Raw genomic sequence first — 26,077 nt, 5'->3', positions numbered from 1 at the left:
GTAACGGGCCGGCGGTCTACGCGTGCAGCTCGTCGAGCCGCTGCGCGAGGCGGCTGTGGCGGCGGCCGGCGTCGGTCGTGCGGGCGGCGCGCGCCACCATCTCGGGCGTTCCGACGACGATCGTCGCGAGCGTCGAGCGGGTGATCGCGGTGTAGAGCATCTCGCGGCGCAGGAAGCGGCCGCCCGCGGCGGGGTGGGCGACGACGATCGCGATCGGCAGCTCGATCCCCTGGCCGCGGTGGACCGAGCAGGCGTAGGCGAGCTGCAGCTGCCCGACCTCCGCCGCCGGGATCTGCACGACGCCGCCGCCGTCGACGCCGACCAGCACGCCGCCGGCGTCGCTGCCGCCTCTGCGTCTGCCGCGCGCGCCGCCGGCGCCGCCCTCCTCCTCCGCGGAGGGCTCGTCCTCGTCCTCGTTGTCCGAGGAGCCCTTGACCTCCTGCAGCAGGCGCAGCAGCGAGCCGTTCATCACGCCGAGGTCGTGCAGGTTGCGTCCGACGAGCATCAGCTTGTCCCCGAGTCGCAGCCGCCCGTTGCCGACCTCCGGCCCGTCCGCGTTGAGCGCCTCGCGCAGCGATCTGTTGAGCGCGTCGATCCCCAGCTCGCCGCGGTAGACGGGGGCGAAGACCTGGATGTCGCCGTTGGGGTCGACGCCGTAGTGCTTCGGCAGCCGCTCGGCGACGAGCGAGACGATCTCCTCGCGCGCGGCGACCGGATCGGGCCGCGCGATGAAGAAGAGGTCGTGGCGCATCCCCTCCGCGCGCACGAACGACGGCGCGTTGCCGACGCGGATCGCGTGCGCGCCCTGCACGATCATCGAGCCGGCCGCCTGGCGGAAGATGTGCTGCAGCCGCGCGGTCGGCACGCGGCCGGAGGCGACCAGCTCGGCGAACGGCTTGCCGGCGCCGACCGGGGCGAGCTGGTCGGCGTCGCCGACGAGCACGACGTGGGTGCCGGGACCGATCGCGCGCAGCAGCGTGACGAGCAGCTCGAGGTTGGCCATCGACGTCTCGTCGACGATCACGAGGTCGGTTCTGAGCGGCATCTCCTCGTCGTGCACCGGACCTTCGCCGGGGATCCACGCGAGCGCGGAGTGGACGGTCGAGGCGTCGAGCCCGGTCGCCTCGGTCATCCGCAGCGCGGCCCGCCCGGTCGGCGCGACCAGCATCACGTGCGCGCGCTGGTCGCGCGCGATCTGGCCGATCATGCGGATCGAGGCGGTCTTGCCGGTGCCGGGCCCGCCGGTCACGACCGACAGCCGCTGCAGGAAGGCGCCGCGCACGCCGGCCCACTGCTCGTCGGTCAGCTCGACGCCCGCGGCGCCCGCGTCGGGCGGCTCCTCAGGCGCGCTCAGCTTGTCGGAGGGCGCGCCGTCGAGCAGCGCCGCGACCCGCTCGGCCAGCTCGCGCTCCAGCCGTGCCGTCTCGGCGCGGTAGACCCAGACGGCCTCGTCGTCCTGCGCCAGCTCGACGTCGCCGTCGCTCTCCAGCTCGGCGAGGAAGGTCGCCGGCGGCGGCTGGGAGCCGCTCAGCAGCTCGCGGGTGCGCAGCAGCAGCGCGGCCGCCGGCTGGCAGGTCGAGCCGTCGCGCTCCGCTTCGGTGAGCGCGTGCAGGATCGCCGCGCGCGAGCGCCCCTTGCTCTCCAGCGGCGCGCCGAGCCCGCGCGCGATCGCGTCCGCGGTCGTGAAGCCGACGCCGAAGACGCTCGTCAGGTCGTACGGCTTCTCGCGCACGACGCGGTAGGAGCTGGCGCCGTAGTGCTGGTGGATCCTGCCGGCGAGGTGGGCGAGGCCGTGCGGCGCGAGCAGCAGGTGGAGGCCGCGCGTGGCGCGCAGCGCGTCCCAGGAGCTGGCGGCCTCGCGCGCCTTCTTGGTCGCGAGTCCGGCACGCACGAAGGCGTCGTGCGGATTGCGGTCGATCTCGGTGAGGATCTCGGGGCCGAGCAGCTGCATCAGCGTCGCGGCGCGGCGCGGACCGACGTGGCGGACTCTGCGCAGGTAGGCGAGCACCGCGTCGTCGTCGGTCGGCACGAGCGGATGGGCCTCGCGCACTCTCACCTGCGGGCCGTAGCGGGGGTCGACGACCCACTGGCCGGCGACGGTCGCCTGCTCGCCCGGCTCGAGGTGGACGAGCGGCCCGACGAGCACGATCCGCTCGCCGTCCCATTCGCCGTCGAGCACCGCGAAGCCGTTCTCCTCGTTGGCGAAGCGCTGGCCCTTGACGACGACCTCGCCGGCGAACGGCTGGCCCTCGGTCGGCGGCCAGGTGGCGGTGGGCGACGGCATCGCCAGCCAGCCTAGTGGCTCGTTTGCGACGGCAGACCCCACATTTCCGTCGCGCTCGCGCAGCCGCGGCTGAGAAGATGGCGGTGTGGCGCCTGACGCGGAGCGAACCTGGGGTGGGACGACGCTGGAGGATCGGCGCGCGACGCGCCGCGCCCAGCTGCTCGACGCCGGCTTCGAGCTGCTCGGCACCAGCGGCGCCGCGAGCGTGACGGTGCGCGGCGTCTGTCGCGCCGCCGGACTGACCGAGCGCTACTTCTACGAGAGCTTCGCCGACCGCGACGCGCTGCTGATCGCGGTCCACGCGCGCGTCGCCGAGGAGGCGCGGGTCGCGATCGCCGACGCCGTCACGGCCGCTCCGCCTGATCCGCTGGCGAGCGCGAGCGCGGCGGTGGGGGCGTTCGTCGACTTGCTGCAGGACGATCCGCGCCGCGGCCGGGTGCTGCTGGAGGAGGTCTTCGCCGACGAGCTGCTGACGAGAGCGGGCGTCGACCTGATGCCGAGCTTCGCCGCGCTGCTCGCCGAGCAGATCGCCGCCAGCTTCGGCGGCGCGCCGGACGGCCCCGACAGACTCGACGCGCGGCTGACCTCGGTCGCGCTCGTCGGCGCGCTCGCGCACCTCTTCTCGGGCTGGCTCGACGGCACGATCGCCGTCACGCGTGAGCGGCTGGTCGCACACGTCGTCGCGCTGATCCTCGCCGCCGCGCCCGTCAGCTCGCGCAAGGGGTAGACGCCCGCGCGGCGCGCCGCCGCCGCCTCGCCGCGCCGCCTCCGGCTCCCGCCGCCGGTGCGCGCGCCTCCGCGCGCTCTCGTTTGACATACCCCGTTGTCAGTCCTACTCTGACAACGCATGATGTCAATCGCCTCGCAGATCGCTGACGCGCCGGCGTCCGACACGCCCGCGCCCGCACCGCCGCCGCTGGGACCCGACTCGCTCACGTGGGAGTGCTTCGGCGACCTGCGCGGGCTGCTGCTGATCGGCCGCGCCGGCATCCTGCAGAACATGCACCCGGCGATCGGCGCCGGCGTCGAGCAGCACTCCGACTACTCCTCCAACCCGTGGAACCGGCTGCTGCGCTCGGCGCCGCCGATCCTCGGCGTCGTCTACGACGGCGGCGCGGCGTCCGCGACCGGCGCCAGAGTCCGCGACTACCACCGCGAGATCAAAGGCGTCGACGGCAACGGCGCGCGGTATCACGCGCTCCAGCCCGACGTCTACTACTGGGCCCACGCGACCTTCTTCGAGTCACAGATCGTGATGCGCGAGCGCTTCGGCACGCCGCTGACGCGCGCCGAGCAGGAGCAGCTCTACCGCGAGTCGATCGACTGGTACGCGCAGTACGGCGTGTCGATGCGGCCGGTGCCGCCCGACTACGCCGCCTTCCGCGAGTACTGGGACCGAACCGTGGATGAGGTGCTGGAGTCCTCGGAGCCGGTCCGCTGGTCGCTCGACCGCGCGCGGCTGAAGGACGTCGACCGCCCGTACGAGTCGATCCCGCGCCCGCTGTGGCGGCTGCTGCGGCCGGTCGTGATGGGCGGCTCGATGTGGGTGGCGGCCGGGACGTTGCCGCCGGTCGCGCGCGAGCGCCTGGGTCTGCGCTGGACCGCCCGCGACGAGCGGTTGCTGCGCCTGCTCGCGCTCGTGACGAGAGGGGCCTTCCGACTGGTGCCGCACGACCTCCGCTACATGCCGCGGGCGCGCAGAGGATGGAAGCGGATACGGGCGCGCTAGCCTCAGTTGCATACGCAACGACTTTGGGAGGTCGCACTCAATGTCAGTCGACGGCGCCGCCAGCGCGCTGCAGTTTCCGAGGGAGGCGGACGCGCGCGGCGCCTTCGTGCGCCAGCAGAGCCGCTTCCGCGACTGGGTCACGACGGACGGGTCGAGTGATCATCCCGCGGCCGCGGGCCGCTACCACCTCTACGTCTCGCTCGCCTGTCCGTGGGCGTCGCGCACGCTGATCGTCCGCCGCCTGAAGCGGCTGGAGGAGGCGATTGGCCTGACCGTCGTCGACCCGCTGCGCGACGCGCGCGGCTGGCGCTTCCTGCCCGAGGAGCCCGACCCCGTCAACGGCTTCGCCTTCGTCGCGGAGGCCTACGCCGCCAGCGACCCCGCCTTCGACGGCCGCGTGACCGTGCCGGTGCTGTGGGACAAGCAGGCCGGCCGCATCGTCAACAACGAGAGCACCGACATCGTGCGGATGCTCAACAGCGCCTTCGACGAGTGGGGCGATCCCGCGGTAGACCTCTACCCCGAACCGCTGCGGGCCGAGATCGACGCGCTCAACGAGCGCATCTACGAGACGGTCAACAACGGCGTCTACCGCGCCGGCTTCGCCTCGACCCAGGCGGCCTACGAGGAGGCGTTCGAGGCGCTGTTCGAGACGCTCGAGTGGCTGGAGCAGCGCCTCGCCAGCCGCCGCTACCTGACCGGGGATGCGATCACCGAAGCCGATTGGCGCCTGTTCGTCACGCTCGTGCGCTTCGACGCCGTCTACGTCGGCCACTTCAAGTGCAACCTGCGGCGGATCGCCGACTACCCGCACCTCGACGGCTACCTGCGCGACCTCTACCAACAGCCCGGGATCGCCGAGACGGTGAACCTCGACCACATCAAGCGCCACTACTACATGACGCATCCGCAGATCAACCCGTCGCGGATCGTCCCGCGGGGGCCGGCGCTCGACTTCGACGCGCCGCACGATCGCGCCCGGCTCGCGGCTTAGAGGAGTCGGAAAAAAGGGGGCCGGCCGCGCCAGGGGGAGCGCGACCGGCCAGGAGCCACGCGGGGCGGCGTGGCCCGTGACGACCTCGGGGGAGAAGTCGTCACGCTTTGAAAAATATCCCACTTGCGACTCCTGGGAGTCACTGTGAGGACATAAGTGTCGCGCTTTTGGCGGACGTTCGCATTCCCGACAGTGAAGGAATCTTCACCAAATCGGCCACGTGGACCCGGCCACGTTCAACCGGCTGGAGCCGCTGGCGCGTCGGCGTTCTCGCCGGAGCTCAGGCGACGGAGGCGGCGGCGACCGCGTCGAGCGCCTCGGCGGCGGTCGCGCCGAGGAAGTCGAGCTCCTCTTGGGAGATCGTCAGCGGCGGCGACACGGCGACCCCCTGACCGAGCGCACGCACGAGCAGCCCGCGCTCGCGCGCCGCCTCGAAGACCGCGACGGGCGCACCGGCGGCGAGCGCCTCGGCGCTGAACTCGACGGCCGCCAGCAGGCCGACGCCGCCGCGGACCTCCTTCACCAGCGGGTGGGCGGCGAGCGGCTCCAGCGCGGCCAGCAGCGGGCCCTCGGTCTCCAGCGCACGGCTGACGAGCCCGTTCTCGGCGAGCAGGTCGAGGTTGGCGCTGCCGGCCGCGCAGCAGGTCGCGTGCGCGGAGTAGGTCGCGCCGTGGCGCAGCATGTTGCCCGACTGCTCCCAGAACGGCTCCGCCACGCGCCCGGAGGCGACGACGCCGCCGAGCGGCAGGTAGCCGCTCGTGACGCCCTTGGCGAAGGTGATCAGATCGGGGCGCAGCCCGAAGCGGGAGGAGGCGAACCAGTCGCCGACGCGGCCGAAGGCGCAGATGACCTCATCGGCCACGAACAGGATTCCGTGCTCCTGGCAGATCGCCTGCACGCCTTCGAGGTAGCCCGGCGGCGGCAGCAGCACGCCGCCGGCGCCGATCACAGGCTCGGCGAAGACGGCCGCGACGCGCTCGGGCCCGACGCGCAGGATCTCCTCCTCCAGCGCCGCCAGCGAGTCCCACTGGACCGACGAGGTCGCGCTCATCAGCGGCCCCCAGCCGGCGCGGTTGGCCTCGATCCCGCCGATCGCGGTGCCGTAGCCGTTGGTGCCGTGGTAGCCGCCGGTGCGGCCGATCAGGTGCATCCGCTCGGGCTCGCCCTTCGCGGTCCAGTAGCGCCGCACGATCTTCGCCGCCGAGTCGAGCGCCTCGCCGCCGCCGGTCGTGAAGAAGACGCGCGCGTCGTCGACCGGCGCCAGCCCGGCGATCCGCGCCGCCAGCTCCTGCGCCGGCCGCGTCGTGAAGTCGCCGAAGGCGGAGTAGGCCTCGAGCTGGCCGAGCTGCGCGGCGATCGCGTCGGCGATCTCCGCGCGGCCGTGACCGACGTTCGCGTACCAGAGGCTCGCCGTGCCGTCGAGGTAACGGCGCTCCTGGTCGTCGTAGACCCAGACGCCCTCGCCGCGGGTCAGCACGAACTCGCTGCGGCGCACCACGGACATGTCGGAGAAGGGATGCCACAGGCGCGTCTCGGCGGCCGCACCCGAACGATCGATCGAAGTCATGGCGGTGACTCTCGCAACGGCCGGCCGGCGGCTCAACCGCCGCGGGTCCAACGTCGAGCCCCCGGCTTGTGCAGGTTGGCTACGCGGCGGTCGAGGCGCCGGCGCCACCGGCCGGCGTGCCGGTGCCCTCGGTCGGCTCGTAGCCGAGCTCGCGCGAGACCTCCAGCATGCGGCCGCGCACCAGCTCGCCCAGCTCCGACAGGTCCTGCCGCAGCAGCCGCGCGGCCGGTCCCGAGACGCTCGCGGCCGCCAGCACCTCGCCGTTGGAGCCGAAGATCGGCGCCGCGATGCAGAGCACGCCGTCCTCGTACTCCTCGCGGTCGATCGCGTAGCCACGCGCGTGCGCGCGCCGCAACTCGATCTCCAGCTCCTCGGCGGCGGTGATCGTGTGCGGCGTCAGCGAGGGGAACGGCGCCCGCTCGCGCAGGTCGGCCAGCACGTCGGAGGACTGGAAGGCGAGCATCGCCTTGCCGGCCGCGCAGGCGTGCGCGGGGACGCGACGGCCCAGCTCGGTGAACATCCGCACGGTGCGGCTGCTCTCGGCCTGGTCGACGTAGACGATCGTGAAGCGGTCGAGCACGCAGAGGTTGGTCGTCTCGTCGGTCGCGTCGCGGATCATCAGCAGGTGCGGGCGCACGGCGGTCCGCAGCCGCTGCATGCGGTGCTCCTGCCCGCCGGCCAGCTCGACCACCTTGTGGCTGAGGCGGTAGCGGCTCGTCTGCGGGTTCTGAACGACGTAGCCGCACGCGATCAGCGTCGCGAGCAGCCGATGGGTGGTGCTGGGCTGGAGTCCCGTCCGGTGTGCGAGCTCTACGAGCCCGATCTCGTCGTCGGCGGCGACCGCTTCGAGAAGGTCGAAGCCACGCGCGACGGATTGCACGATCGCGGGACTCTTCGACTGCCTGGGTATCGCTCGACCTCGTTTCCGGGATGCGGAATCATCGACCGTACCAGAGCGGCGACGGCGAGAGGCGGCGGCGGTCGCTCGCGCGCCACGTCTTCCTCGCGCGCGCGTTCCCTGCTCCACCCTCGAGTGGAGCAGAAAGCTGCGCATTCGATCGTCGGGAAGGCGAACAACGAGCCTGCTGGGAGATCTGGAACCACCGCTGTATACAGAACGTGGAGTGGGTCGTTGTGGACGTAATTGAGCGGTTGACGCGAGCGTCCAGGCGCGTTAGCGTGCCGGACACGAACTCCGCTACCACGGGGATTTCGCGACGAGGGGATGGTGCCTGCGCGACATCGGTCGCGCGGCACGAGGCGCTGTATCTGATCTTCGGAACTCCGAAGATTAATCATGAGATCGGACAACGTCCAAAACCTGCCGACCGAGCACTCACGCGAGTGCACGTCCACCGCACCGGCCCTCCTGCACGGGGCGCAAGCGGTCGACGGCATCGATGCGCTGGCACGCGACAGCGCAGTGAGTCCTCGACGGCAGCAGGCGGCGACGCCCAGAGCGCTCGACCTGACGGCGGCACACGGACCCGGAGCCCCCACGCCCGCGCGAAGGCGTGGCGGCTTCTACCCCGGGACCTTGCCCAGGTCGCAGCAGCCGGGAACGGTTGCCGTCAGCCCATAGGGCCGCCTCGACACGGCCCTTGGCTTCGGCGGCCATCGCGTGGGGGACGCGATGGCCGCCGAGAACTTCTCTCGGCGGCAAGCCGCTGAGAACATCACTCAGCCGCTCTCGAACAGCGCCAGGAACGCGCGCGCGGCGTCGGTGTCGCCGGCGATCCGCAGGTCGCCGTTCGCGGCGCCGGGACTGAGCGCGGCGACCCACTGCTGCTGGTCGCCTTCGATCCGAGTCGCGGTCTCCGGCGCGGGACGGTGCTCGACGCGGGCACGGCCGTTCTCGCGCACGAAGACGTACTGCTCGGACTGCTCGGGCGCGGTCCCGCTCGCGATCGTGAGCGCGACCGCGGCAGCGGCGACGTCGCAGCCCGCGGCGCTCGGGGCGGCGACCAGCAGCGGCGCGAGGCGGAAGCAGGCGGCGACGTCGATCCACTCGCCGGCGCGTGGCGCCGACCAGTGGGTGCGCAGCTCCCAGCGGGCGATCTCGCCGATCACCGGCAGCAGCGAGCGGCCGAGGTCGGTCAGCTCGAGGTCGACACGCGGCGGCAGCGAGCGGAAGCGGCGGCGCACGATCAGGCCCTCGTCGGCGAGCTTGGCCAGGCGCGACTCCAGCGCTCCTGCCGAGACGCCCGGCAGCCAGCGGCGCAGCTCGTCGAGGCGCAGCGGGCCGGCCGCGAGGTCACGCACGATCACCATCAGCCAGCGGTCCCCGACGACGCTCAGCGCACGCGCATCCGGCGCCCATTGTCGGCGCGGCTTCTCCCCCAGTTCATGTCCCGGCATGTCGCTCCCCCGACCGCCCACACCCGCGCGCACGACGCACGCCGGTCCACCCGGAGCGGCCCCTCGATGTGACGACTCAGCTCTCAGGACAGGCTGCAAACGGCCTGGAACAACGCTGTTCCTAAGAGGCGGGAAACATACCAAAATCCCACATCATGGGGGACGGGTCTCGCTCATGTCGCCGCACCCTCGCGCAGCGCCAGCGCGGTGCGCGCGGCGGTGGCGTTCGCCCAGCGGCTCGTCGTGGCGAGCCCGAGCGCGAGCACGAGCGCGCCGCAGCCGGCGACGATCCACCAGCCGACGTGCCCGGCGGCCGCGACGTCGGCCGCATCCGCGAAGGCCGCGGCGGGGATCGCGACCGCGCCGACGACGGCAACGCCGAGCGTGGCGCCGATCTGGCGGCTGGTCGAGGCGATCGCGGCCGCCACGCCGGCCTGGTCGGCCGGCATGCCGGAGACGGCGGTGTTGGTGATCGGCGGGTTGACGAAGCCGAAGCCGAGCCCGAAGAGGACGTAGGCGCAGAACAGCAGCCAGACCGGCGTGGTGCTGGACAGCTCCGTCAGCAACAGGCCGGCGAGCGTCATCGCGGCGCCGCCGACGACCAGCGAGGGGCGGGCGCCGACGCGCCCGACCAGCCGGCCGGACAGCGGCCCGCAGACGACCGTCAGCGCCGCCATCGGCAGCGTCCAGAGGCCGGCCGTCAGCGGCGAGAGGCCGCGCGCCTCCTGCAGGTAGAGCGTGTTGAGGAAGAGAAAACCGCCGAGGCCGGCGAAGGCGGCGACCGCGATCGCGGTCGCGCCCGCGAACGGCGCGCTGCGGAAGAAGCGCATCTCGATCAGCGGATCGCGGCGGCGCAGCTCCCAGCTGACGAGCGCGGCGAGCGCGCCAGCGGCGACGCTGAACAGCGCGACGCTCTCGCGGGTCAGCCAGCCGTGCGACGGCGCTTCGATGATCGCGTAGGTGAGCGTGCCGAGCAGCACGATCACGAGCGCCTGGCCGAGCGGATCGGGTCGCCGCGCGCGGCTGGCACGCGACTCAGGCACGTAGCGCGCCGTCAGCACGATCGCGGCGATCCCGATCGGCACGTTGACCCAGAAGATCGCGCGCCAGCCGACGGCCTCCACGAGCAGGCCGCCGAGCACCGGTCCGAGCGCCATGCTGACGCCGATCGTGCCGCCCCACACGCCGATCGCCTGCGCACGTTCGCGCGCGTCGGTGAAGGTGTTGCGGACGATCGACATCGCGACCGGGTTGAGCATCGAGCCGCCGACTGCCTGCAGCGCGCGGGCCGCTATCAGCAGCGGCGCGCTGGGCGCGACCGAGCACAGCAGCGAGCCCAGCGTGAACAGCGCCAGCCCGACCTTGAAGACGCGCGCGCGACCGACCCGGTCGGCGGTCGCGCCCGCCAGCAGCAGCAGGCTGGCGAGCGTCAGCGTGTACGCGTCGATCGTCCACTGCAGCTGCGCGACGGAGGTGTCGAGGTCGCTGCGGATCGACGGCAGCGCGATGTTGACGGCGGTCGTGTCGATCCCGACGACGAAGAGGCTGAGGCAGCAGATCCCGAGGATCAGGAAGCGGCGCGGGTCCTGCGGGGTGGCGTCGGCGGGCACCGCATCGACGATAGCCCGCGAGCGCTCAGCGGAAGGTCATCGTCGCGCCGGTCATCTCCGCGACGGTCACGAAGCCGTAGCCGCGGGACTTCAGCGTGTCGATGATCCGCGGCAGCGCCGCGAGGCCCTGCGAGCGCGGGCCGCCGCCGTCGTGCATCAGCACGATCGAGCCGTTGCGGACGCCGTTGACGACCCGCGAGTAGACCGCCTCGGTGCCCGGCAGCTGCCAGTCGTTGGTGTCGACGTCCCACTGGACGGTCGTGAAGCCGAGGCCGCTCGCGAGGCTTATGAGGCCGGAGCTGACGGCGCCGCCCGGGGCGCGGAAGGCGCACGGCTTGAAGCCGCTGGCGGTCTGGATCGCGTTCGCCGTCGAGCTGATCTGGTTCGACGCGAAGGCGCCGCCGCTGGAGAGGTTCGGGTGGTTCCAGCTGTGGTCGGCCAGCTCGTGGCCCTCGGCGAGGATTCGCCGCACCAGGCTGGCGTTCGGCGCGACCTGCTGGCCGATCATGAAGAACGTGCCCTTGACGCCCTTCTGCTTCAGCACGTCGAGGAAGGCGGGGGTGTAGCTCGACGGCCCGTCGTCGAAGGTCAGCGCGACGACCTTGCGCGTGCGGGAGCCGTTCGTGACGTACGACGGGCCGCTGGGGATGCAGCCGGTCGGGACCGGCGATCTGACCTGCAGCACGGCGCCGTCGGCCGGTCGCGCGCGGAAGCAGTCGCCGCCGTCGCCGATGTCGCAGCCGTCGGTGCTGGAGAGCGTCCGCCAGCGCACCGCGGTGCCCATCGGGATGCCGACTCTGGCCGCGGCGAAGCGCGCTCTCAGCGCGCGCGGGTTGGCGCGCGCGACGCGCGCCGGCAGCTCGTGCAGCGGGCCGTGACCGCCGGAGCGCAGCACGCGCGTGAGCGTCAGCGTCGCCTTCGCGCCGGTGCGGCGCACGCAGACGTCGCGCGAGTTGACGGTGCCGGTCTCGAAGACGAGCCGCACGCACAGCGACTGCCTGTTGCGGCGCAGCGACGCGGGCGACCAGCGGGCGTTCGTCGTCGTGCTCCAGACGAGCGCGTCGCCGTCCTGCGTCAGCGTCGCGCGCTCGAGGCCGAGCGGCGCGAGGGCGGTGCCCCCGTCAGGGTTCTGCGGCGTCTCGGGAGCGGCTCTGCCGCCCGCCGGCGTCTCGCCGGGAGCGGCGCCGCCGCCGGGGGCGGGGGCCGCGACGACCGCGGGCGTGGCGGCGACGAGCGCGAGCGCGGTGAGGGTGGCGAGGATCTGGGGGCGACGGGGCACGAGGCGCACGACCCTATTCATCGGCAGCTCGCCCCGCGACCTCAGCAATTTTGCGTGCAGCCGCGCCCGCTCGCGCGGGGACGCCGCGGTCGCGCCTGGCGCGACCGCGACCGCTCAGTCGACCGGCGTGACGGCGATTCTGCCCGCGACGATCGTCACTGCGCGGCGGCCGGCGAGCAGCTCGGCCAGCTCCGCGCCGACCAGCTCGCGGCGCCAGCCGGTCAGCGCGCGCACGTCGGGCTCCGGGTCGCCGCGGCGAGCCGCGATCACGATCTGCTCGAGCTCCGCGCGCGAGGCGACCAGCTCGTAGGCCAGCTCGGCCTCGATCGCACGGGCCCGGATGACCGCCTCGACGACGGAGATCAGCGGCGCGTCGCCCTGCTCGCCGCCGGGCCGCCGCGCCTCGCGGGCGATCGGCTCGGCGTCGCGGCCGATCGCGACGGCGTCGACGATCGCCTGTCCGCGACGGCGCAGGTGGCCGCCGTGAAGGCCGCGGATCTGCTCCAGTTCGCGCGGGCTCGCCGGCTTGCGCTTGGCGATCTCGACGAGTGCGGGGTCGGGCAGGATCGAGCCGACCGGCTTGTCCTCCTGCTGAGCGGTGCGCTCGCGCCACGCGGCGACCTCGCGCGCGACAGCGCGGGCGCGCGGGTCGAGCTGACCGGAGCGCGGCAGCCGCTCATACGCGGTCTCCGGATCGCGCTCGTCGCTGGCCTCCTCCATCCGGCGGCACTCCTCGCGGGCCCATTCGAGCCGGCCGCTGGCGGTCAGCTTGTCGTGCAGCGCGTCGCTGAGCTGGAGCAGGTAGACGACGTCCTCGCGCGCGTAGGAGAGCTGCTCCTCGGTCAGCGGGCGCACGTCCCAGCGTGTGTAGCTGGCGGTCTTGCCGACGCGCAGCCCGAGCGCGGCGCCGAGCAGGTTGCCGTAGCCGGTCTGCGCGCCGTAGCCGGCGAAGCCGGCGGCGACCTGCGTGTCGAAGACGTTGCGCACGTCGGTCCGCCACGCGCGGCGCAGGATCGCGACGTCCTGCCGCGCGGCGTGCAGGACGATCTCAACGGCCGGGTCGGCGAGGACCGCGGCGAGCGGCTCGAAGTCGAGCTCGTCGAAGGGGTCGAACAGCGCGATCCGCACGCCGTCGGGGGCGTCGGGGTCGGGCGCGGCGACCTGCACGAGGCAGAGCAGCGCGCGGTACCGGCCCTCCGACATGAACTCGGTGTCGATGCCGAGGCGGCCCGACGCGGCCGCCAGCTCGGCGATCCGCGCGACCTCGTCGCTGCCCGCCAACGTGGTGACAGTTTCTTGTGGCACCTCGCGCACTATGAAGGAGAGGGCGGTCAGCCGTCGTCGGGCATTACGATCGCCGCCGCCCGCGCAGCCCGGTTCGGGCACCCGAAGGAACACCGACCCCGCTGGTAGGATTTACCGCATGATCTTCTCCTCCAAGGCCGAGTACGGCGTGCGCCTGATGGTCGAGCTCGGCCGTCGCGCTGCCGACTCCCCGATCAGCCTGAAGGCGATCGCGGCCGCGGAGAACCTCCCCCTCGCCTATCTGGAGCAGGTCGTCGCCCGCCTCAAGAAGGCCGACCTGGTCAGAAGCGCGCGCGGCGCTCACGGCGGCTACTGGCTCGCCCGGCCCGCCGAGGAGATCACGATGGACCAGGTCGTGCTCGCGCTCGAAGGCGCGATCGCGCCGATGGAATGCTTCGTCAACGAGCAGACCGAGCGGGTGCTGTGCTCCCACGCCGAGCACGGCAACCTCGACCACCACTGCGCGACGAAAGTCTTGTGGATGCGCGTCCAGAGCGGCGTCGTCCGATCGCTTCAGACCACCACGCTCGCCGAGCTGGTGGAGTTCTCGCGTCGCGAGAACGGCGGCCGCAAGGCCGCCGCGCCCGCAGCTGCCGGCATCGCGGTGACCGCCCACGGGAGCGAACAGCTCCCGAGCGCCGCGCCGGCGGCCTGAACGACCCACCCCTCACACCGAACCCCCGGAGACCATGGCCGAGCTCGAAATCCGCAACCTCCACGTCCGCGTCGGCGAGAAGGAGATCCTCAAGGGTCTCGACCTCTCGATCGGCAAGGGCGAGATCCACGCCCTGATGGGTCCCAACGGCTCCGGCAAGTCGACGCTCGCCAACGTCGTGATGGGCCACCCGAACCTCGAGGTGACCGAGGGCCAGATCATCTTCAAGGGCGAGGACATCACGGAGGCGGACACCGACGAGCGCGCTCGGGCCGGTCTCTTCATGGCCTTCCAGTACCCGGTCTCGGTGCCCGGCGTGACCGTCACCAAGTACCTCCGCACGGTCATGAACGCCCACCGCGAGAGCCGCGGCGAGGAGCCGATCTCGCTGAAGGAGTTCCGCCAGACCGTCGAGGCGGCGATGAAGCTGACCGAGGTGCCGAGACAGTTCTCCTCGCGCTACCTCAACGAGGGCTTCTCCGGCGGCGAGAAGAAGCGCATGGAGATCCTCCAGCTGGCGCTCCAGAAGCCGGATATGGCGATCCTCGACGAGACCGACTCCGGCCTCGACATCGACGCGCTGCGCGTCGTCTCCAACGGTGTCAACGCCGTCGCCGGTGACCACATGGGCGTGCTGATCATCACCCACTACCAGCGCATCCTCCACCTCGTCCAGCCGAGTCACGTGCACGTCATGTACCAGGGCCGGATCGTCAAGGAGGGCGGCCCGGAGCTCGTCACCGTGCTCGAGGAGAAGGGCTACGGCTGGATCAGAGACGAGGTCGAGGCCGCCGCCGCGGCCTCGTGACGCCATGAGCGCCGGCGCCTCCATCCGAACGTTCGACGCGGCCGCGGTCGCGGCGCAGTTCCCGATCCTGCAGCGCGAGATCGACGGCAGAAGGGTCGTCTACCTCGACAGCGGCGCGACGGCGCAGAAGCCGGCGACGGTGCTGGAGGCGCTCGACGACTCCTACCGCCTGCACAACGCGAACATCCACCGCGGCGTCTACACGCTGGCGCAGGAGGCGACCGAGCGCTTCGAGGGCGCGCGCGAGCGAATCGCGCGCTTCATCGGCGCGCGTCCCTCGGAGACGATCTTCACGAAGAACGTGACCGAGGCGATCAACCTCGTCGCCTACTCGTGGGGTCGCCGCAACGTCGGCGCCGGCGACACGATCGTGCTGACGCCGATGGAGCATCACGCCAACATCGTGCCGTGGCAGCAGCTCGCGCGCGAGGTCGGCGCGAGACTCGAGTACGTCACGATGACCGACGACGGCCGGCTCGACCTCGACTCGCTCGACACGCTGCTGGCGCTGGAGCCCAAGCTCGTCGCGGTCGCGCACGTCTCGAACGTGCTCGGCACGCTCAACCCGGTCGAGGAGATCGTCCGCCGGTCGCACGCGGCCGGCGCGGTCGTGCTGATCGACGGCGCGCAGGCGGTCCCGCACCGGCCGGTCGACCTCGGCGCGCTCGGCGCCGACTTCTACGGCTTCACCGGCCACAAGGTCTACGGGCCGACCGGCGTCGGCGTGCTGCACGGCCGCCGCGAGCTGCTGGAGCAGATGGAGCCGTTCCTGACCGGCGGCGACATGATCGGCCAGGTCGACTTCCACGAGTCGACCTGGAAGGAGCTGCCGTGGAAGTTCGAGGCCGGCACCTCGCCGTACGTCGAGGCGACGGGGCTCGGCGCGGCGGTCGAGTGGCTCGACGCGCTCGGCGTCGAGGCCGTCCACGCGCACGAGGCCGAGATCACGCGCTACGCGCTGGAGCGGCTCTCCGAGGTGCCCGGGCTGACGATCTACGGCCCGCCGGCGGAGGAGCGCGGCGCGATCGTCTCGTTCGCGCTCGACGGCGTCCATCCGCACGACGTCGCGGACATCCTCGGCCGCGACCAGATCTGCGTCCGCGCCGGCCACCACTGCGCCCAGCCGCTGATGCGCCGTCTCGGCGTGCCTGCGACGACGCGCGCCAGCTTCGCCGCGCACACGACGCGTGAGGAGGTCGACGCGCTCGTCGACGGGCTCGCGAACGTGCGCCGCATCTTTCAGCTGTAGGACAGCCAGATGACAGGTGGCTCCTATGCACTTTACTTCGGCGCAATGAACTACTACGATGGCGCTTGTCTGGTCGAGGGATGGCGAGAGCGATCCCGAAATCGACCCGACCTGCCGCCATCCACCTGCTCGCGGGGACGCGGGCTTGCATGCGGCGAACCGACGGGGGGTGTCGCGACCACACCCCCCGTCGCCTCTTCGGGGACGCCCGGCGCCGACGGCGCCGGGCGCGCCTCCGTCCTGAACGACCTGCCCGCTACGCTCTAGGCGAGATGGACGACCTCTACCGCGAGTACATCCTCGAGCACTACAAGCGGCCGCACAACTGGTCGCCGCCGCACGAGGAGCTGGCTAGCCCGGACCTCGAGTTCGAGGACGCCAACCCGCTCTGCGGCGACACGCTGCGGGTCCAGATCTCCGTCGACGCCGACGAGCGCGTCGAGCAGATCCGCTTCTCCGGCCACGGCTGCGCGATCTCGCAGGCGGCCGCGTCGATGTCCTCTGACGAGGTGATCGGGATGCCGGTGCGCGAGCTGCTCGCGCTCGACAAGTCGTTCGTGCTCGACCTGCTCGGGATCGACATCTCGGCGACGCGGATGAAGTGCGCGCTGCTGTCGCTGAAGGTGCTCAAGAGCGCCGCTCTCGGCGGCGCCGCGGCGTGGCCTGACGCCGAAGACGCCGCGGCCTGACGCGCGGCCGCCGTGCCGCGTCCGTCCCCGCCCGCACGGGAGGGGGTCGACACGGGGTGCCCCGCTACAATCTCGGCTGTAAATCCGATCATCTGACTAGGACTTCTCCCCCCGTGCCGGAAACGATCACTGTCTGCCCACTCGAAGAGCTGCCCCCCGGAACCATGAGGCTGGTCGAGCTGGACGATCTCGAGATCGGCGTCTTCAACTGCGCCGGGACCATCTACGCGATCGAGGACCGCTGCTCGCATGACGACGGGCCGCTCGTCGAGGGCGTGCTCGACTCAGACAGATGCACGATCGAATGCCCGCGCCACGGGTCGCTGTTCGACCTGAAGACCGGCAAGCCGCTGACGCTGCCGGCCTATGTACCGGTGGACACGTACCCGGTGGTCATCGACGACAACGTGATCAAGCTGGAGGTTGACTGACATGGCCACGCCCGAAGTGATCGCAGAGCAGGACGCGCTCAAGGGCATCAACGCCGACTACACGGAGCGCTTCGGCTTCCACGATGCCGAGAACTACCTGTACAAGGCGCCCAAGGGCATCAACCGCGAGATCGTCGAGAAGATCTCCGAGTTCAAGAACGAGCCGCAGTGGATGCGCGAGTTCCGCCTCAAGTCGCTCGACCACTTCTTCGCGCATGACATGCCCAGATGGGGCTCGCCGATGCTCAGAGAGGTCGACTTCGACAACATCCACTACTTCGTGCGCGCCTCCGAGCGGGCCGAGCGCTCGTGGGACGACGTCCCCGATGACGTCAAGAAGACCTTCGACCGGCTCGGCATCCCCGAGGCCGAGCGCAGATTCCTCTCCGGCGTCGGCGCGCAGTACGAGTCCGAGGTCGTCTACCACCAGGTCCACAGAGACCTGGAGGACCAGGGCGTCATCTTCGTCGACATGGACACGGCGCTGCGGGACCACGAGGAGCTCGTCAAGAAGTACTTCGCGACGATCATCCCCGCCAACGACAACAAGCTCGCCGCCCTCAACAGCGCCGTCTGGTCGGGCGGGTCGTTCGTCTACGTGCCGCCGGGCGTCCACGTCGAGATGCCGTTGCAGGCCTACTTCCGCATCAACACGGAGAACATGGGCCAGTTCGAGCGCACGCTGATCCTCGCCGACGAGGGCTCCTACGTGCACTACGTCGAAGGCTGCACGGCGCCGACGTACTCGTCGGACTCGCTCCACTCCGCCGTCGTCGAGCTGATCGCGATGAGAGGCGCGCGGATCCGCTACACGACTGTGCAGAACTGGTCGCAGAACGTCTTCAACCTCGTCACCAAGCGCGCGGTCGCGCACGAGGACGCGACGGTCGAGTGGGTCGACTGCAACCTCGGCTCGAAGCTGACGATGAAGTACCCGTCGGTCTACCTGATGGGCGAGCGCGCCCACGGCGAGATCCTCTCGATCGCCTTCGCCGGCAGAGGCCAGCACCAGGACGCCGGCGGCAAGATCGTCCACGTGGCGCCGAACACGACGTCGAACATCTTCGCCAAGTCGATCTCCAAGGACGGCGGGCGCGGCTCCTACCGCGGCCTGCTGGAGGTCGCCAGAGGCGCGCACGGCTCGAAGTCGAAGGTCGTCTGCGACGCGCTCCTGCTCGACGAGGACTCGCGCTCGGACACCTACCCGACGATCCGCATCGGCGAGGACGACGTCGACGTCGGCCACGAGGCGACCGTCTCGAAGATCGGTGAGGAGCAGGTCTTCTACCTGCAGTCGCACGGGATCAACGAGGAAGAGGCGTCGAAGCTGATCGTGAACGGCTTCATCGAGCCGATCACGAAGGAGCTGCCGATGGAGTACGCGGTCGAGATGAACCGCCTGATCGAGTTGCAGATGGAGGGTTCCATTGGCTAGTGCGACGATCGAGCAGCCCGGCTGGCTGGCAGCGCGCCGCGAGCGCGCCGCCACGCTGACCGAGTCGCTCGACCTGCCGACCTACAAGGGCAGACCGGGCTGGGAGTTCACCGACATCTCGTCGCTGGACCTCGCCGCGTACGCACCTGCCGGTGACGGCGACGCCGCCGCGGCCGAGCAGGGCGACCCGCTGTTCGTCGGCCTCACGCACCCGATCGTCGTCACGCAGGTCGACGCCACGACCGTCGAGGTCGCCGGCGACCTGCCCGACGGCGTGATCGTCACGACGCTGGAGCGCGCAGCCGCCGAGCACCCAGAGCTGGTCGAGCGCCATCTCGGCACGATCGTCGCCGGCGACGACGCCTTCGTCGCGCGCAACGACGCCGGCTTCGCCGGCGGTCTCTTCGTCCACGTCGGGCGCGGCACGATCCTCGCCCACCCGCTGCTCGTCACCGTCGTCCAGGACACGAGCAGAACGGTGCTCAACTGGCGCTCGCTGATCGTCGTCGAGGACGGGGGCCAGGCCGAGGTGTGGGAGCAGTACCTCTCTTCCGACGCGGAGCGCGACGGGCTCTTCAACACCGTCGTCGAGCTGGTCGTCGGCGAGAACGCGAACCTGCGCTTCGTCAACGGGCAGAACCTCTCGGAGAAGAGCTGGATCTTCGGCACGCAGCGGGCCGAGGTCGGCCGCGACGGCGCGCTCGACTGGGTCTCGCTCGGCTTCGGCTCCGCGCGCGGCAAGGTGCGGATGGAGACGAAGCTCGCCGGCAAGGGCGCCGACGGCAGAGTCACCGGCGCCTACGCCAGCCACAAGCGCCAGCACGTCGACTTCGACACGACGCAGGAGCACGCGGCGCCGCACACGACATCCGACCTCGCCTTCCGCGGGGTGCTTCAGGGCCGTTCGGAGGCCGTCTGGCGCGGCAACATCATCGTCGACCCGGGCGCGCAGCAGACCGACGCCTTCCAGGAGAGCCGCAACCTGCTGCTGTCCAAGAGAGCGCACGCCGACGCGATCCCGGGCCTCGAGATCCAGGCCAACGACGTGCGCTGCACCCACGCTGCCGCGATCGCGCAGATCGACGCCGACCAGCTCTTCTACCTGCGCTCGCGCGGGCTGAAGCCGGACGTCGCGAAGCGGCTCGTGATCGAGGGCTTCCTCGCCGAGCTGGTGGAGCGCTTCGAGGAGGGGCCGGTCCGGACCGTCCTCGGCGGCGCGCTCGAGCGTCGTCTCGGGCTGATCCTCGGCGAGCTGTAACGCCGCCGCAATCGTCTCGTCGCGAGCCGGCCACGGCCGGCTCGCACCATCAGCCTCAAACCAGTTGATTGAACAGCGCCGTTCAGGTGCGATATGATCGGCCGGATTTTGGGGAAATGCCCGCGCGTCTTCTTGCCCGCGGGCACTGAGCGATGGGGGAAGAGATGGGGCGAATGAGCCTTGGAGTCGTCGTGCTCGCGGCGGCCGCGGTGGCCGCGCCGTCGGTTGCGTCGGCGGCGACATGGTCGACGCAGACCGCGGCCAACCCGGGCACGGCGATATCGAGCAGTCTCACCGGCGTCGCCTGTCCGGCGCTGAGAAACTGCCAGGCAGTCGGCCGCTGGGACAACGGCAGCGGCACGCTGGCGCAGGCGCAGGCGTGGGGCGGGACGAGCTGGGCGCTCGGGTCGATAGCGAACCCGACCAGCGCGACCGTCACCGACCTGCAGGGAATCTCGTGCACGGCGACCAACGAGTGCACGGCGGTCGGCAACTACGAGGACGGCGGCGTGCCGAAGACGCTCGTCGAGCGCTGGACGAGCGCATGGGCGTGGCAGCCCTCGCCCAACCCGTCGGGATCGCAGGGGAGCTTCCTCGCCGGCGTCTCGTGCTCGTCGTCGTCGCTCTGCACAGCCGTCGGCAGCTACATCGACTCGGGCGGCGTTCAGAGAACGCTCGCGTTGCGGTGGGCCAGCGGCAGCTGGACGGTGCAGACGACGCCGGCCAGCCCGGCCGGCGCCACGAGCGCGCAGCTGTCGGGCGTCTCGTGCCCGTCGAGCACCGCGTGCATAGCGGTCGGCAGCTTCACCGACTCCGGCGGTCAGAAGACCTACGCGCTGGCGTGGGACGGCACCAACTGGACGAGAATGACGACGATCGACCCGGCGACGTCGGTCAACGCGGGTCTGACCGGCGTCTCCTGCACGTCGAGCACGGCCTGCACCGCCGTCGGCAGCTGGAGCAACGGGACCACCTATGCGCCGCTGATCGAGCGGATGACCACGACGACCTGGGCGACGCAGACGCCGGCGATCCCCGGCGGCGCGACCGGTGCGCTGCTCCTCGGCGTCTCCTGCACCTCGAGCACGCACTGCTCCGCGGTCGGCTACTCCTACTCAGGCAGCGGTCTGGCGTCGCTGGCCGAGCTGGGGACCTCCGGCAGCTGGAGAGTCGAGGCGACGCCGAGCCCCGCGGGCGCGACGGGCGCGATCCTGAGCGGCATCAACTGCCGCTCCAGCACCGAGTGCACGGCGGTCGGGCAGTGGTTCGACGTCAACTCGGTCGTGACGACGCTGGCGCTGCGCTACATCTGAGCGCCGCGCCGGCGACCGCGGGCGGGCGCGGCCCTGAGCAGTCTCAGGGCCGCGTCAGCTCGCGGTAGCCGCGCGCGGGCGGGAGATCGCTGGGTGGGCGGGACTGCAACTGCGACTCGAGTCTCGCGAGCGCGGCGATCCGCTTCTCCAGCGGCGGATGCGTGGCGAAGAGGCCGCCGATCGATCTGCGCGGCGACGCCGGCAGGATGAAGAAGGCGTTCATCTCGCTGGCGGCGCGCAGGTCGCGCTGCGGCACGCGGCTCATCGAGCCGCTGATCTTCATCAGCGCTGAGGCGAGCGCGCTGGGGCGGCCGGTGATGATCGCGGCGCCGCGGTCGGCGGCGAACTCGCGGTAGCGCGACAGCAGCTGCATCAGGAAGAACGAGAGGGCGTAGACCGCGAAGGAGACCGCGATCAGCGGCAGGATCCCCGGGCTCTCACGGTTGTTGCCGCCGAGCAGGAAGCCCCACTGGAGGATGAACGCGGCGATCGAGGCGAAGAACGACGCGACCGTCATGATCATCACGTCGCGATGCTGCACGTGCGCGAGCTCGTGCGCCATCACGCCCTCCAGCTCGTGCGGCTCCAGCAGCTCCATGATCCCCGTCGTCGCGCAGACGGTCGCGCTTCTGCGCGAGCGGCCGATCGCGAAGGCGTTCGGGACCGACGTCTGCGCGATTGCGATCCGCGGCTTGGGCACGTCGGCCTGGACGCAGAGGCGCTCGATCATCGCGTGCAGCTGCGGCGCCTCCTGCGGCGAGACGACTCTCGCGTGCATCGCGCGCAGCGCGAGCTTGTCGGAGGCGAACAGCTGGACGAAGAAGAGCCCGCCGGCGATCGCGACCGCGGCGCCGATCCCGATGCCGGAGGCGGCGACCGCCCCCATCAGCACCACGTAGACGGCGCCGAGCAGGAACAGCGTGAGGATCATCCGGACCTGAAGGCCCGTGTCGCGGCCGAAGGTGGACGGACTGCGCATCGTGGGAACCGGCTCCTGTCGTCTGAAACACGGCCCGCGCGGCGCGCCGGGAGTCAGAGATGGGGCCGGCGCGCCGCGTGGCCTTGGAGGCGCCGGTGGCGCGTCAGGCCCCGACGCGTTGCCCCACCGGCGTGCAATCACTATGGCCTTTCAGGGGCGTGGGGCGCAGGCGTCGTCCGGCCCGAGCTGCGGGTGGTTCGCCCCCTCCGATCGGCTCCCCTCCGATCGGATGGGAGCGCCGACGCGCCGAGACTTGGCGCATATCTGTCTGCAAACGCGCCAATCACGGATCATTCCTCCTGTGGGGGAAGCGGTCAGAAGCCGTGCGGGCGGCAAAGGACGGAGAAGACTCTCGACCAATCAGGAGAGTTCGCAGCTGCTCGACCTCGGGCGGGCGCACCACATGCTGGCCGCCCACTACGACGTCCACGAGCTGATGCTGCGCGAGGCGCCGCTGGAGCAGGTGCTGACCGAGCTGGTGCGCGGGATCGAGCGACAGACCGACGGCATGATCGGCTCGCTGCTGCTGTTCGACGCCGAGACGCGCACGCTCCGCCACGGCGCGGCGCCGAGCCTGCCGCAGGCGTACGTCGACGCGCTCGACGGGACCGTCGTCGGGCCGGAGGTCGGCTCGTGCGGCAGTGCCGCCCACCACGCCAGAGAGGTGATCGTCGTCGACGTCGAGCGCGACCCGCGCTGGGAGGAGTGGCGCGAGCTGGCCCGCGGCAACGACCTCGGCGCCTGCTGGTCGGCGCCGATCCTCGACGCCTCCGGCGCGGTGCTCGGCACCTTCGCGCTCTACTACACCGCGCCGCGGATGCCGAGCAAGGGCGAGCTGCGGCTGATCCGCCAGGCGAGCCGCCTCGCGGCGATAGCGATCGAGCGCTACCGCGCCCACGCCGAGCTGAAGCGGCTCGCCACGCGCGACACGCTCACCGGCCTGCCCAACCGCGCGCTGCTGATCGACCGCCTCACACAGGCGCTCGCGCGCTCACGGCGGACCGGCAGCGAGGCGGCCGTCGTCTTCTGCGACCTCGACCACTTCAAGCTCGTCAACGACTCGCTCGGCCACGAGGTCGGCGACTGGGTGCTGCGCGAGGTCGCGGACCGGCTCGCCGGCGCCGTGCGCCCGGGCGACACCGTTGCGCGCTTCGGCGGCGACGAGTTCGTCGTCGTCGCCGACGGCATCACCGCCGACGGCGCGCGCCGGCTCGCGGGGCGGCTGCACGGAGCGCTGGAGCACCCGCTGCAGCATCCGGACAGCGGCGAGCACCTGATCTCGGCGAGCCTCGGGATAGCGCTCGCCGGTGCCGACCTCGACGCGCAGGAGGCCGTCCGCCGCGCCGACAGCGCGCTCTACGAGGCCAAGCGCGACGGCGTCGCGACGCGCCTCTACAGCGCCGAGCTGCATCGGCGCGCGACTGAGCAGCTCGCGCTCCACACCGCCCTGCGGGGCGCGCTCGCACGCGACGAGCTGCGGCTCGTCTACCAGCCGATCGTGCGCGCCGGCAGCGGCGCCGTGGTCGGCTTCGAGGCGCTGATGCGGTGGGAGCACCCGCAGCTCGGCTGCGTCTCGCCGGGGCGCTTCATCCCCGCGGCGGAAGAGACCGGCCTGATGATCGAGCTGGGCGACTGGGCGCTCGCGACTGCCGCCGCGCAAGCACGCTGCTGGTCCGCGGAGCAGACGCCGGTGACCGTCTCGGTCAACCTCTCCGCCCGTCAGCTGCTCGACCCCGAGCTGGTCGCGCGCGTGCGGCGGATCCTCGCCGACAGCGGCCTCGAGCCGGCGCTGCTGGCCGTCGAGGTGACGGAGACGGCGCTGTTGGAGCACGACGTGCGGGCGGCGCGCTCGCTCGGCGCGCTGGCGGCGCTCGGGGTGCACGTCGCGCTCGACGACTTCGGTACCGGCTGGTCGAGCTTCGCGCGCCTGCGGCGGCTGCCGATCGAGACGATCAAGATCGACAGGGAGTTCGTCGCCGGCCTCGGCACCGACCCCGACGCGCGCGCGATCGTGACCGCGATGATCGGCCTCGCGCGCGGGCTCGACCTGTTCGTCACCGCTGAAGGCGTCGAGACCGAGGACCAGCTGGAGCTGCTGAGAGAGCTGGGCGCGACGCACCTGCAGGGCTACCACCTCGGCCGCCCGGCGCCCGCCGCGGACGCGACCGCGCTGCTCGCCGCCCGGGGCGCCGGCCCGCCGGGCTGATACAACGCTGGCGTGAGCGCTTCCACTCCCCGCGTGCGGGTGCTCGTCGCCGACGACCACCCGCTCTTCCGCGAGGCGATCGTGCGGACGATCCGCGAGCGGCCCGACTTCGAGCTGGTCGGCGAGGCCGCCGACGGCCGCGCGGCGCTCGAGGCGATCCGCGAGCTGACCCCCGACGTCGCCGTGATCGACGTGAAGATGCCCGAGCTCGACGGCCTGCAGGTCGTCGCCGCCGTCAGACGTGACGAGCTGCCGACGCGCGTGCTGCTGCTGTCGGCCTACCTCGACAGCGCGATCGTCTTCCAGGCGGTCGGCGCCGGCGCCGCCGCCTACCTCTCGAAGGAGTCCGACCGCGGCGCGATCGGCGACGCGATCGCGGCCGTCGCGCGCGGTGAGACGGTGCTCTCGCCGGAGGCGCAGGCCGGCATCGCCGCCGAGGTCCGCTCGCGGCAGGTCGACGATCGGCCGCTGTTGACGCCGCGCGAGCGCGAGGTGCTCGGGCACGTCGCCGCCGGACGCGGCGCGCCCGAGATCGGGCGGCTGCTGCACCTCAGCCCGGCGACCGTCAAGGGCCACCTCCAGAGCCTCTACGAGAAGCTCGGCGTCTCCGACCGCGCGGCGGCTGTCGCCGAGGCGATGCGCCGCGGCCTGCTCGAATGAGCGCGCGCGCCGGCCGGCGGCGCTGCCCGTGCCCGCGCTCGCGTGAGGCGACGCGATGAGCGCGCCCGCCGTCGCCGTCGCCGGCGGCCCCTCGCGCGAGGCGGTGCGAATGTGGGCGCTGATCCGGTTGGCGGCGCTGCCGGCGATCTACCTCGGCGAGCGGCTCGTCGCGCACCCGAGCCCGCGCAGCGACCCGTTCGGCCCGCTGCTGGCCGCGGCCACCGTCTACGCGCTGCTGACCCTCGCGCTCGCCTACTGGCCGCGCGCGCCGCAGCTGCCGGCGCGGCTGCTGGCGCTGCTCGACGTCGCCTTCCTGTGGGCGCTGACCTACACCTCCGGCGGCCCGTACTCGCAGCTGCGCTACGCCTTCTTCCTGCTGCCGATCGGCGCGGCGCTGCTGCTGCGGCCGGCGCTGACGGCGGCCGCCTCGCTCGCCGTCGTCGTCGCCTACCTCGCGATCGCGCTGCTGTACCCGACCGAGGACGCCGCCGACTTCGAGCTGACGCAGGCGCTGTACCTCGTCTGGATGGGGATCGTCGCGGTGCTGCTCGCGCGCGTGCTGGCACGCCGCAGCGACGAGGTGCAGCGGCTCTCGGCCGACCGCGGCAGGCTCGTCGCGCAGGCGCTCGACGCGGAGGACCGCGAGCGACGGCGGCTCGCCGGCGCGCTCCACGACGACGCCGTCCAGAACCTGCTCGCCGCCCGCCACGAGCTGGCCGGCGGCGGCGACCTCGCCTTCGTCCAGCACGGGCTCGACCGCACGATCGCGCAGCTGCGCGACGCGGTCTTCGACCTCTACCCGGCCGCGCTCGACCACGCCGGCCTCGCGGCCGCGTTGGAGGCGGTCGCCGAGCACGCCGGCAGACGGGCCGGCTTCGACTGGCAGGTCGAGGTCGACGAGCAGGCGGCCGGGGCCTACGACCAGCTGCTGTTCTCGCTCGCGCGCGAGCTGATCATCAACGTCGCCAAGCACGCCAACGCCGCGCACGTGACCGTGCGCGTGCGACAGATGCCGGCGGAGCTGCAGCTGGAGGTGGCCGACGACGGTCGCGGCCTCGATCCGGCGCGGCTGCGGCGCGCGCCGCTGGACGGTCACATCGGGCTCGCGTCGGCGACCGAGCGCGTCGAGGCGCTCGACGGCGTGCTGGAGATCGCATCCGAGCCCGGGCAGGGGACGCTCGTGCGCGTGCGCATCCCGCACCCATCCTGAAATCACACCGACGGGAGGGCTAAGGTGCCGCTCACGCCCCGGGACGGCCGGTCCGCGT

The 26,077-nt window shown here is 72.0% G+C and carries 22 protein-coding genes; 14 read left to right on the top strand and 8 right to left on the bottom strand.

The annotated features are described in order from the left end of the window. Positions 1-16: 16 nt before the first annotated feature. Complete coding sequence (recD2, locus tag R7226_RS04425; protein ID WP_318595827.1) at positions 17-2,284, bottom strand: SF1B family DNA helicase RecD2; 2,268 nt, start codon at positions 2,282-2,284, stop codon at positions 17-19. Positions 2,285-2,369: 85 nt separating this feature from the next. Between recD2 and R7226_RS04420 the strand changes: the two genes are divergently transcribed. The 3 genes from R7226_RS04420 (at position 2,370) to R7226_RS04410 (ending at position 5,007) form a co-directional block, all read left to right on the top strand. After that, positions 2,370-3,011 (top strand): TetR/AcrR family transcriptional regulator, encoded by a 642-nt coding sequence (locus R7226_RS04420; protein ID WP_318595826.1) that lies wholly within the window; start codon positions 2,370-2,372, stop codon positions 3,009-3,011. A 123-nt stretch (positions 3,012-3,134) separates the two neighbouring features. Next, on the top strand, positions 3,135-4,013 hold the full coding sequence (locus R7226_RS04415) for an oxygenase MpaB family protein (RefSeq protein WP_318595825.1): 879 nt from the start codon (positions 3,135-3,137) through the stop codon (positions 4,011-4,013). Between the two features lie 40 nt (positions 4,014-4,053). Next, positions 4,054-5,007: a glutathione S-transferase family protein gene (locus R7226_RS04410; protein ID WP_318595824.1), complete on the top strand. Its 954-nt coding sequence runs from the start codon at positions 4,054-4,056 to the stop codon at positions 5,005-5,007. Positions 5,008-5,287: 280 nt separating this feature from the next. Here the strand turns inward: R7226_RS04410 and R7226_RS04405 are convergent, their stop codons facing one another. The 6 genes from R7226_RS04405 to R7226_RS04380 form a co-directional block, all read right to left on the bottom strand. Further along, positions 5,288-6,574 carry an aminotransferase family protein gene (locus R7226_RS04405; protein WP_318595823.1) on the bottom strand — a complete coding sequence of 429 codons (1,287 nt, stop codon included), beginning with the start codon at positions 6,572-6,574 and terminating at the stop codon, positions 5,288-5,290. A 79-nt stretch (positions 6,575-6,653) separates the two neighbouring features. Continuing rightward, positions 6,654-7,454 (bottom strand): IclR family transcriptional regulator, encoded by an 801-nt coding sequence (locus R7226_RS04400; RefSeq protein ID WP_318595822.1) that lies wholly within the window; start codon positions 7,452-7,454, stop codon positions 6,654-6,656. Between the two features lie 800 nt (positions 7,455-8,254). Beyond that, positions 8,255-8,932, bottom strand: a complete 678-nt coding sequence (locus tag R7226_RS04395; protein WP_318595821.1) for a winged helix-turn-helix transcriptional regulator — start codon at positions 8,930-8,932, stop codon at positions 8,255-8,257. 173 nt (positions 8,933-9,105) lie between these two features. Beyond that, entirely contained in the window at positions 9,106-10,542 is a 1,437-nt protein-coding gene (locus R7226_RS04390; RefSeq protein WP_318595820.1) for an MFS transporter, read from the bottom strand. A gap of 25 nt (positions 10,543-10,567) precedes the next feature. Beyond that, positions 10,568-11,821 (bottom strand): polysaccharide deacetylase family protein, encoded by a 1,254-nt coding sequence (locus R7226_RS04385; protein ID WP_318595819.1) that lies wholly within the window; start codon positions 11,819-11,821, stop codon positions 10,568-10,570. Positions 11,822-11,935: 114 nt separating this feature from the next. Continuing rightward, the gene (locus R7226_RS04380; RefSeq protein ID WP_318595818.1) at positions 11,936-13,126 is read right to left on the bottom strand and encodes a ribonuclease D; all 1,191 of its coding nucleotides are present in this window, start codon (positions 13,124-13,126) and stop codon (positions 11,936-11,938) included. A 118-nt stretch (positions 13,127-13,244) separates the two neighbouring features. On the opposite strand from R7226_RS04380, the gene R7226_RS04375 reads away from it, so the two are divergent. From R7226_RS04375 to R7226_RS04340, 8 genes are all read left to right on the top strand, one after another. Then, entirely contained in the window at positions 13,245-13,781 is a 537-nt protein-coding gene (locus R7226_RS04375; protein ID WP_318595817.1) for an RrF2 family transcriptional regulator, read from the top strand. 34 nt (positions 13,782-13,815) lie between these two features. Continuing rightward, entirely contained in the window at positions 13,816-14,589 is a 774-nt protein-coding gene (gene sufC, locus R7226_RS04370; RefSeq protein WP_318595816.1) for a Fe-S cluster assembly ATPase SufC, read from the top strand. A gap of 4 nt (positions 14,590-14,593) precedes the next feature. Beyond that, positions 14,594-15,838: a cysteine desulfurase gene (locus R7226_RS04365; protein ID WP_318595815.1), complete on the top strand. Its 1,245-nt coding sequence runs from the start codon at positions 14,594-14,596 to the stop codon at positions 15,836-15,838. A gap of 272 nt (positions 15,839-16,110) precedes the next feature. Next, positions 16,111-16,527: an iron-sulfur cluster assembly scaffold protein gene (locus R7226_RS04360; protein WP_318595814.1), complete on the top strand. Its 417-nt coding sequence runs from the start codon at positions 16,111-16,113 to the stop codon at positions 16,525-16,527. A gap of 113 nt (positions 16,528-16,640) precedes the next feature. Continuing rightward, a complete protein-coding gene (locus tag R7226_RS04355) occupies positions 16,641-16,958 on the top strand; it encodes a Rieske (2Fe-2S) protein (RefSeq protein ID WP_318595813.1) in 318 nt (105 codons plus the stop codon). 1 nt (position 16,959) lies between these two features. Beyond that, positions 16,960-18,393, top strand: a complete 1,434-nt coding sequence (sufB, locus tag R7226_RS04350) for a Fe-S cluster assembly protein SufB (protein WP_318595812.1) — start codon at positions 16,960-16,962, stop codon at positions 18,391-18,393. Then, positions 18,386-19,651 carry a Fe-S cluster assembly protein SufD gene (sufD, locus tag R7226_RS04345; RefSeq protein ID WP_318595811.1) on the top strand — a complete coding sequence of 422 codons (1,266 nt, stop codon included), beginning with the start codon at positions 18,386-18,388 and terminating at the stop codon, positions 19,649-19,651. The genes sufB and sufD overlap by 8 nt, the downstream gene beginning before the upstream one ends. Before the next feature lie 173 nt (positions 19,652-19,824). After that, positions 19,825-20,964: a hypothetical protein gene (locus R7226_RS04340; RefSeq protein WP_318595810.1), complete on the top strand. Its 1,140-nt coding sequence runs from the start codon at positions 19,825-19,827 to the stop codon at positions 20,962-20,964. A gap of 43 nt (positions 20,965-21,007) precedes the next feature. Here the strand turns inward: R7226_RS04340 and htpX are convergent, their stop codons facing one another. Continuing rightward, positions 21,008-21,943, bottom strand: a complete 936-nt coding sequence (gene htpX, locus R7226_RS04335; protein WP_318595809.1) for a zinc metalloprotease HtpX — start codon at positions 21,941-21,943, stop codon at positions 21,008-21,010. A 301-nt stretch (positions 21,944-22,244) separates the two neighbouring features. On the opposite strand from htpX, the gene R7226_RS04330 reads away from it, so the two are divergent. Genes R7226_RS04330 through R7226_RS04320 form a run of 3 tightly spaced genes read left to right on the top strand, consistent with a single transcriptional unit; the run spans position 22,245 to position 26,019 of the window. Then, on the top strand, positions 22,245-24,149 hold the full coding sequence (locus R7226_RS04330) for a putative bifunctional diguanylate cyclase/phosphodiesterase (RefSeq protein ID WP_318595808.1): 1,905 nt from the start codon (positions 22,245-22,247) through the stop codon (positions 24,147-24,149). Between the two features lie 12 nt (positions 24,150-24,161). Next, on the top strand, positions 24,162-24,809 hold the full coding sequence (locus R7226_RS04325) for a response regulator transcription factor (protein WP_318595807.1): 648 nt from the start codon (positions 24,162-24,164) through the stop codon (positions 24,807-24,809). Positions 24,810-24,864: 55 nt separating this feature from the next. Beyond that, the gene (locus R7226_RS04320; protein WP_318595806.1) at positions 24,865-26,019 is read left to right on the top strand and encodes a sensor histidine kinase; all 1,155 of its coding nucleotides are present in this window, start codon (positions 24,865-24,867) and stop codon (positions 26,017-26,019) included. The last annotated feature ends 58 nt before the right edge of the window (positions 26,020-26,077 follow it).

The organism is Conexibacter stalactiti, from assembly GCF_033542075.1.
In the GTDB taxonomy this organism is placed as follows: Bacteria; Actinomycetota; Thermoleophilia; order Solirubrobacterales; family Solirubrobacteraceae; genus Conexibacter; species Conexibacter stalactiti.
This window is presented reverse-complemented; position numbering and strand designations above follow the sequence as displayed.

Bases quoted from the DNA above. Each gene is read 5' to 3' on its own strand.
- recD2 (WP_318595827.1), bottom strand. From the start codon at position 2,284: ATGCCGTCGCCCACCGCCACCTGGCCGCCGACCGAGGGCCAGCCGTTC.
- R7226_RS04415 (WP_318595825.1), top strand. From the start codon at position 3,135: ATGTCAATCGCCTCGCAGATCGCTGACGCGCCGGCGTCCGACACGCCC.
- R7226_RS04410 (WP_318595824.1), top strand. From the start codon at position 4,054: ATGTCAGTCGACGGCGCCGCCAGCGCGCTGCAGTTTCCGAGGGAGGCG.
- R7226_RS04405 (WP_318595823.1), bottom strand. From the start codon at position 6,574: ATGACTTCGATCGATCGTTCGGGTGCGGCCGCCGAGACGCGCCTGTGG.
- R7226_RS04395 (WP_318595821.1), bottom strand. From the start codon at position 8,932: ATGCCGGGACATGAACTGGGGGAGAAGCCGCGCCGACAATGGGCGCCG.
- R7226_RS04375 (WP_318595817.1), top strand. From the start codon at position 13,245: ATGATCTTCTCCTCCAAGGCCGAGTACGGCGTGCGCCTGATGGTCGAG.
- sufC (WP_318595816.1), top strand. From the start codon at position 13,816: ATGGCCGAGCTCGAAATCCGCAACCTCCACGTCCGCGTCGGCGAGAAG.
- R7226_RS04365 (WP_318595815.1), top strand. From the start codon at position 14,594: ATGAGCGCCGGCGCCTCCATCCGAACGTTCGACGCGGCCGCGGTCGCG.
- R7226_RS04360 (WP_318595814.1), top strand. From the start codon at position 16,111: ATGGACGACCTCTACCGCGAGTACATCCTCGAGCACTACAAGCGGCCG.
- sufB (WP_318595812.1), top strand. From the start codon at position 16,960: ATGGCCACGCCCGAAGTGATCGCAGAGCAGGACGCGCTCAAGGGCATC.
- R7226_RS04340 (WP_318595810.1), top strand. From the start codon at position 19,825: ATGAGCCTTGGAGTCGTCGTGCTCGCGGCGGCCGCGGTGGCCGCGCCG.
- htpX (WP_318595809.1), bottom strand. From the start codon at position 21,943: ATGCGCAGTCCGTCCACCTTCGGCCGCGACACGGGCCTTCAGGTCCGG.
- R7226_RS04320 (WP_318595806.1), top strand. From the start codon at position 24,865: ATGAGCGCGCCCGCCGTCGCCGTCGCCGGCGGCCCCTCGCGCGAGGCG.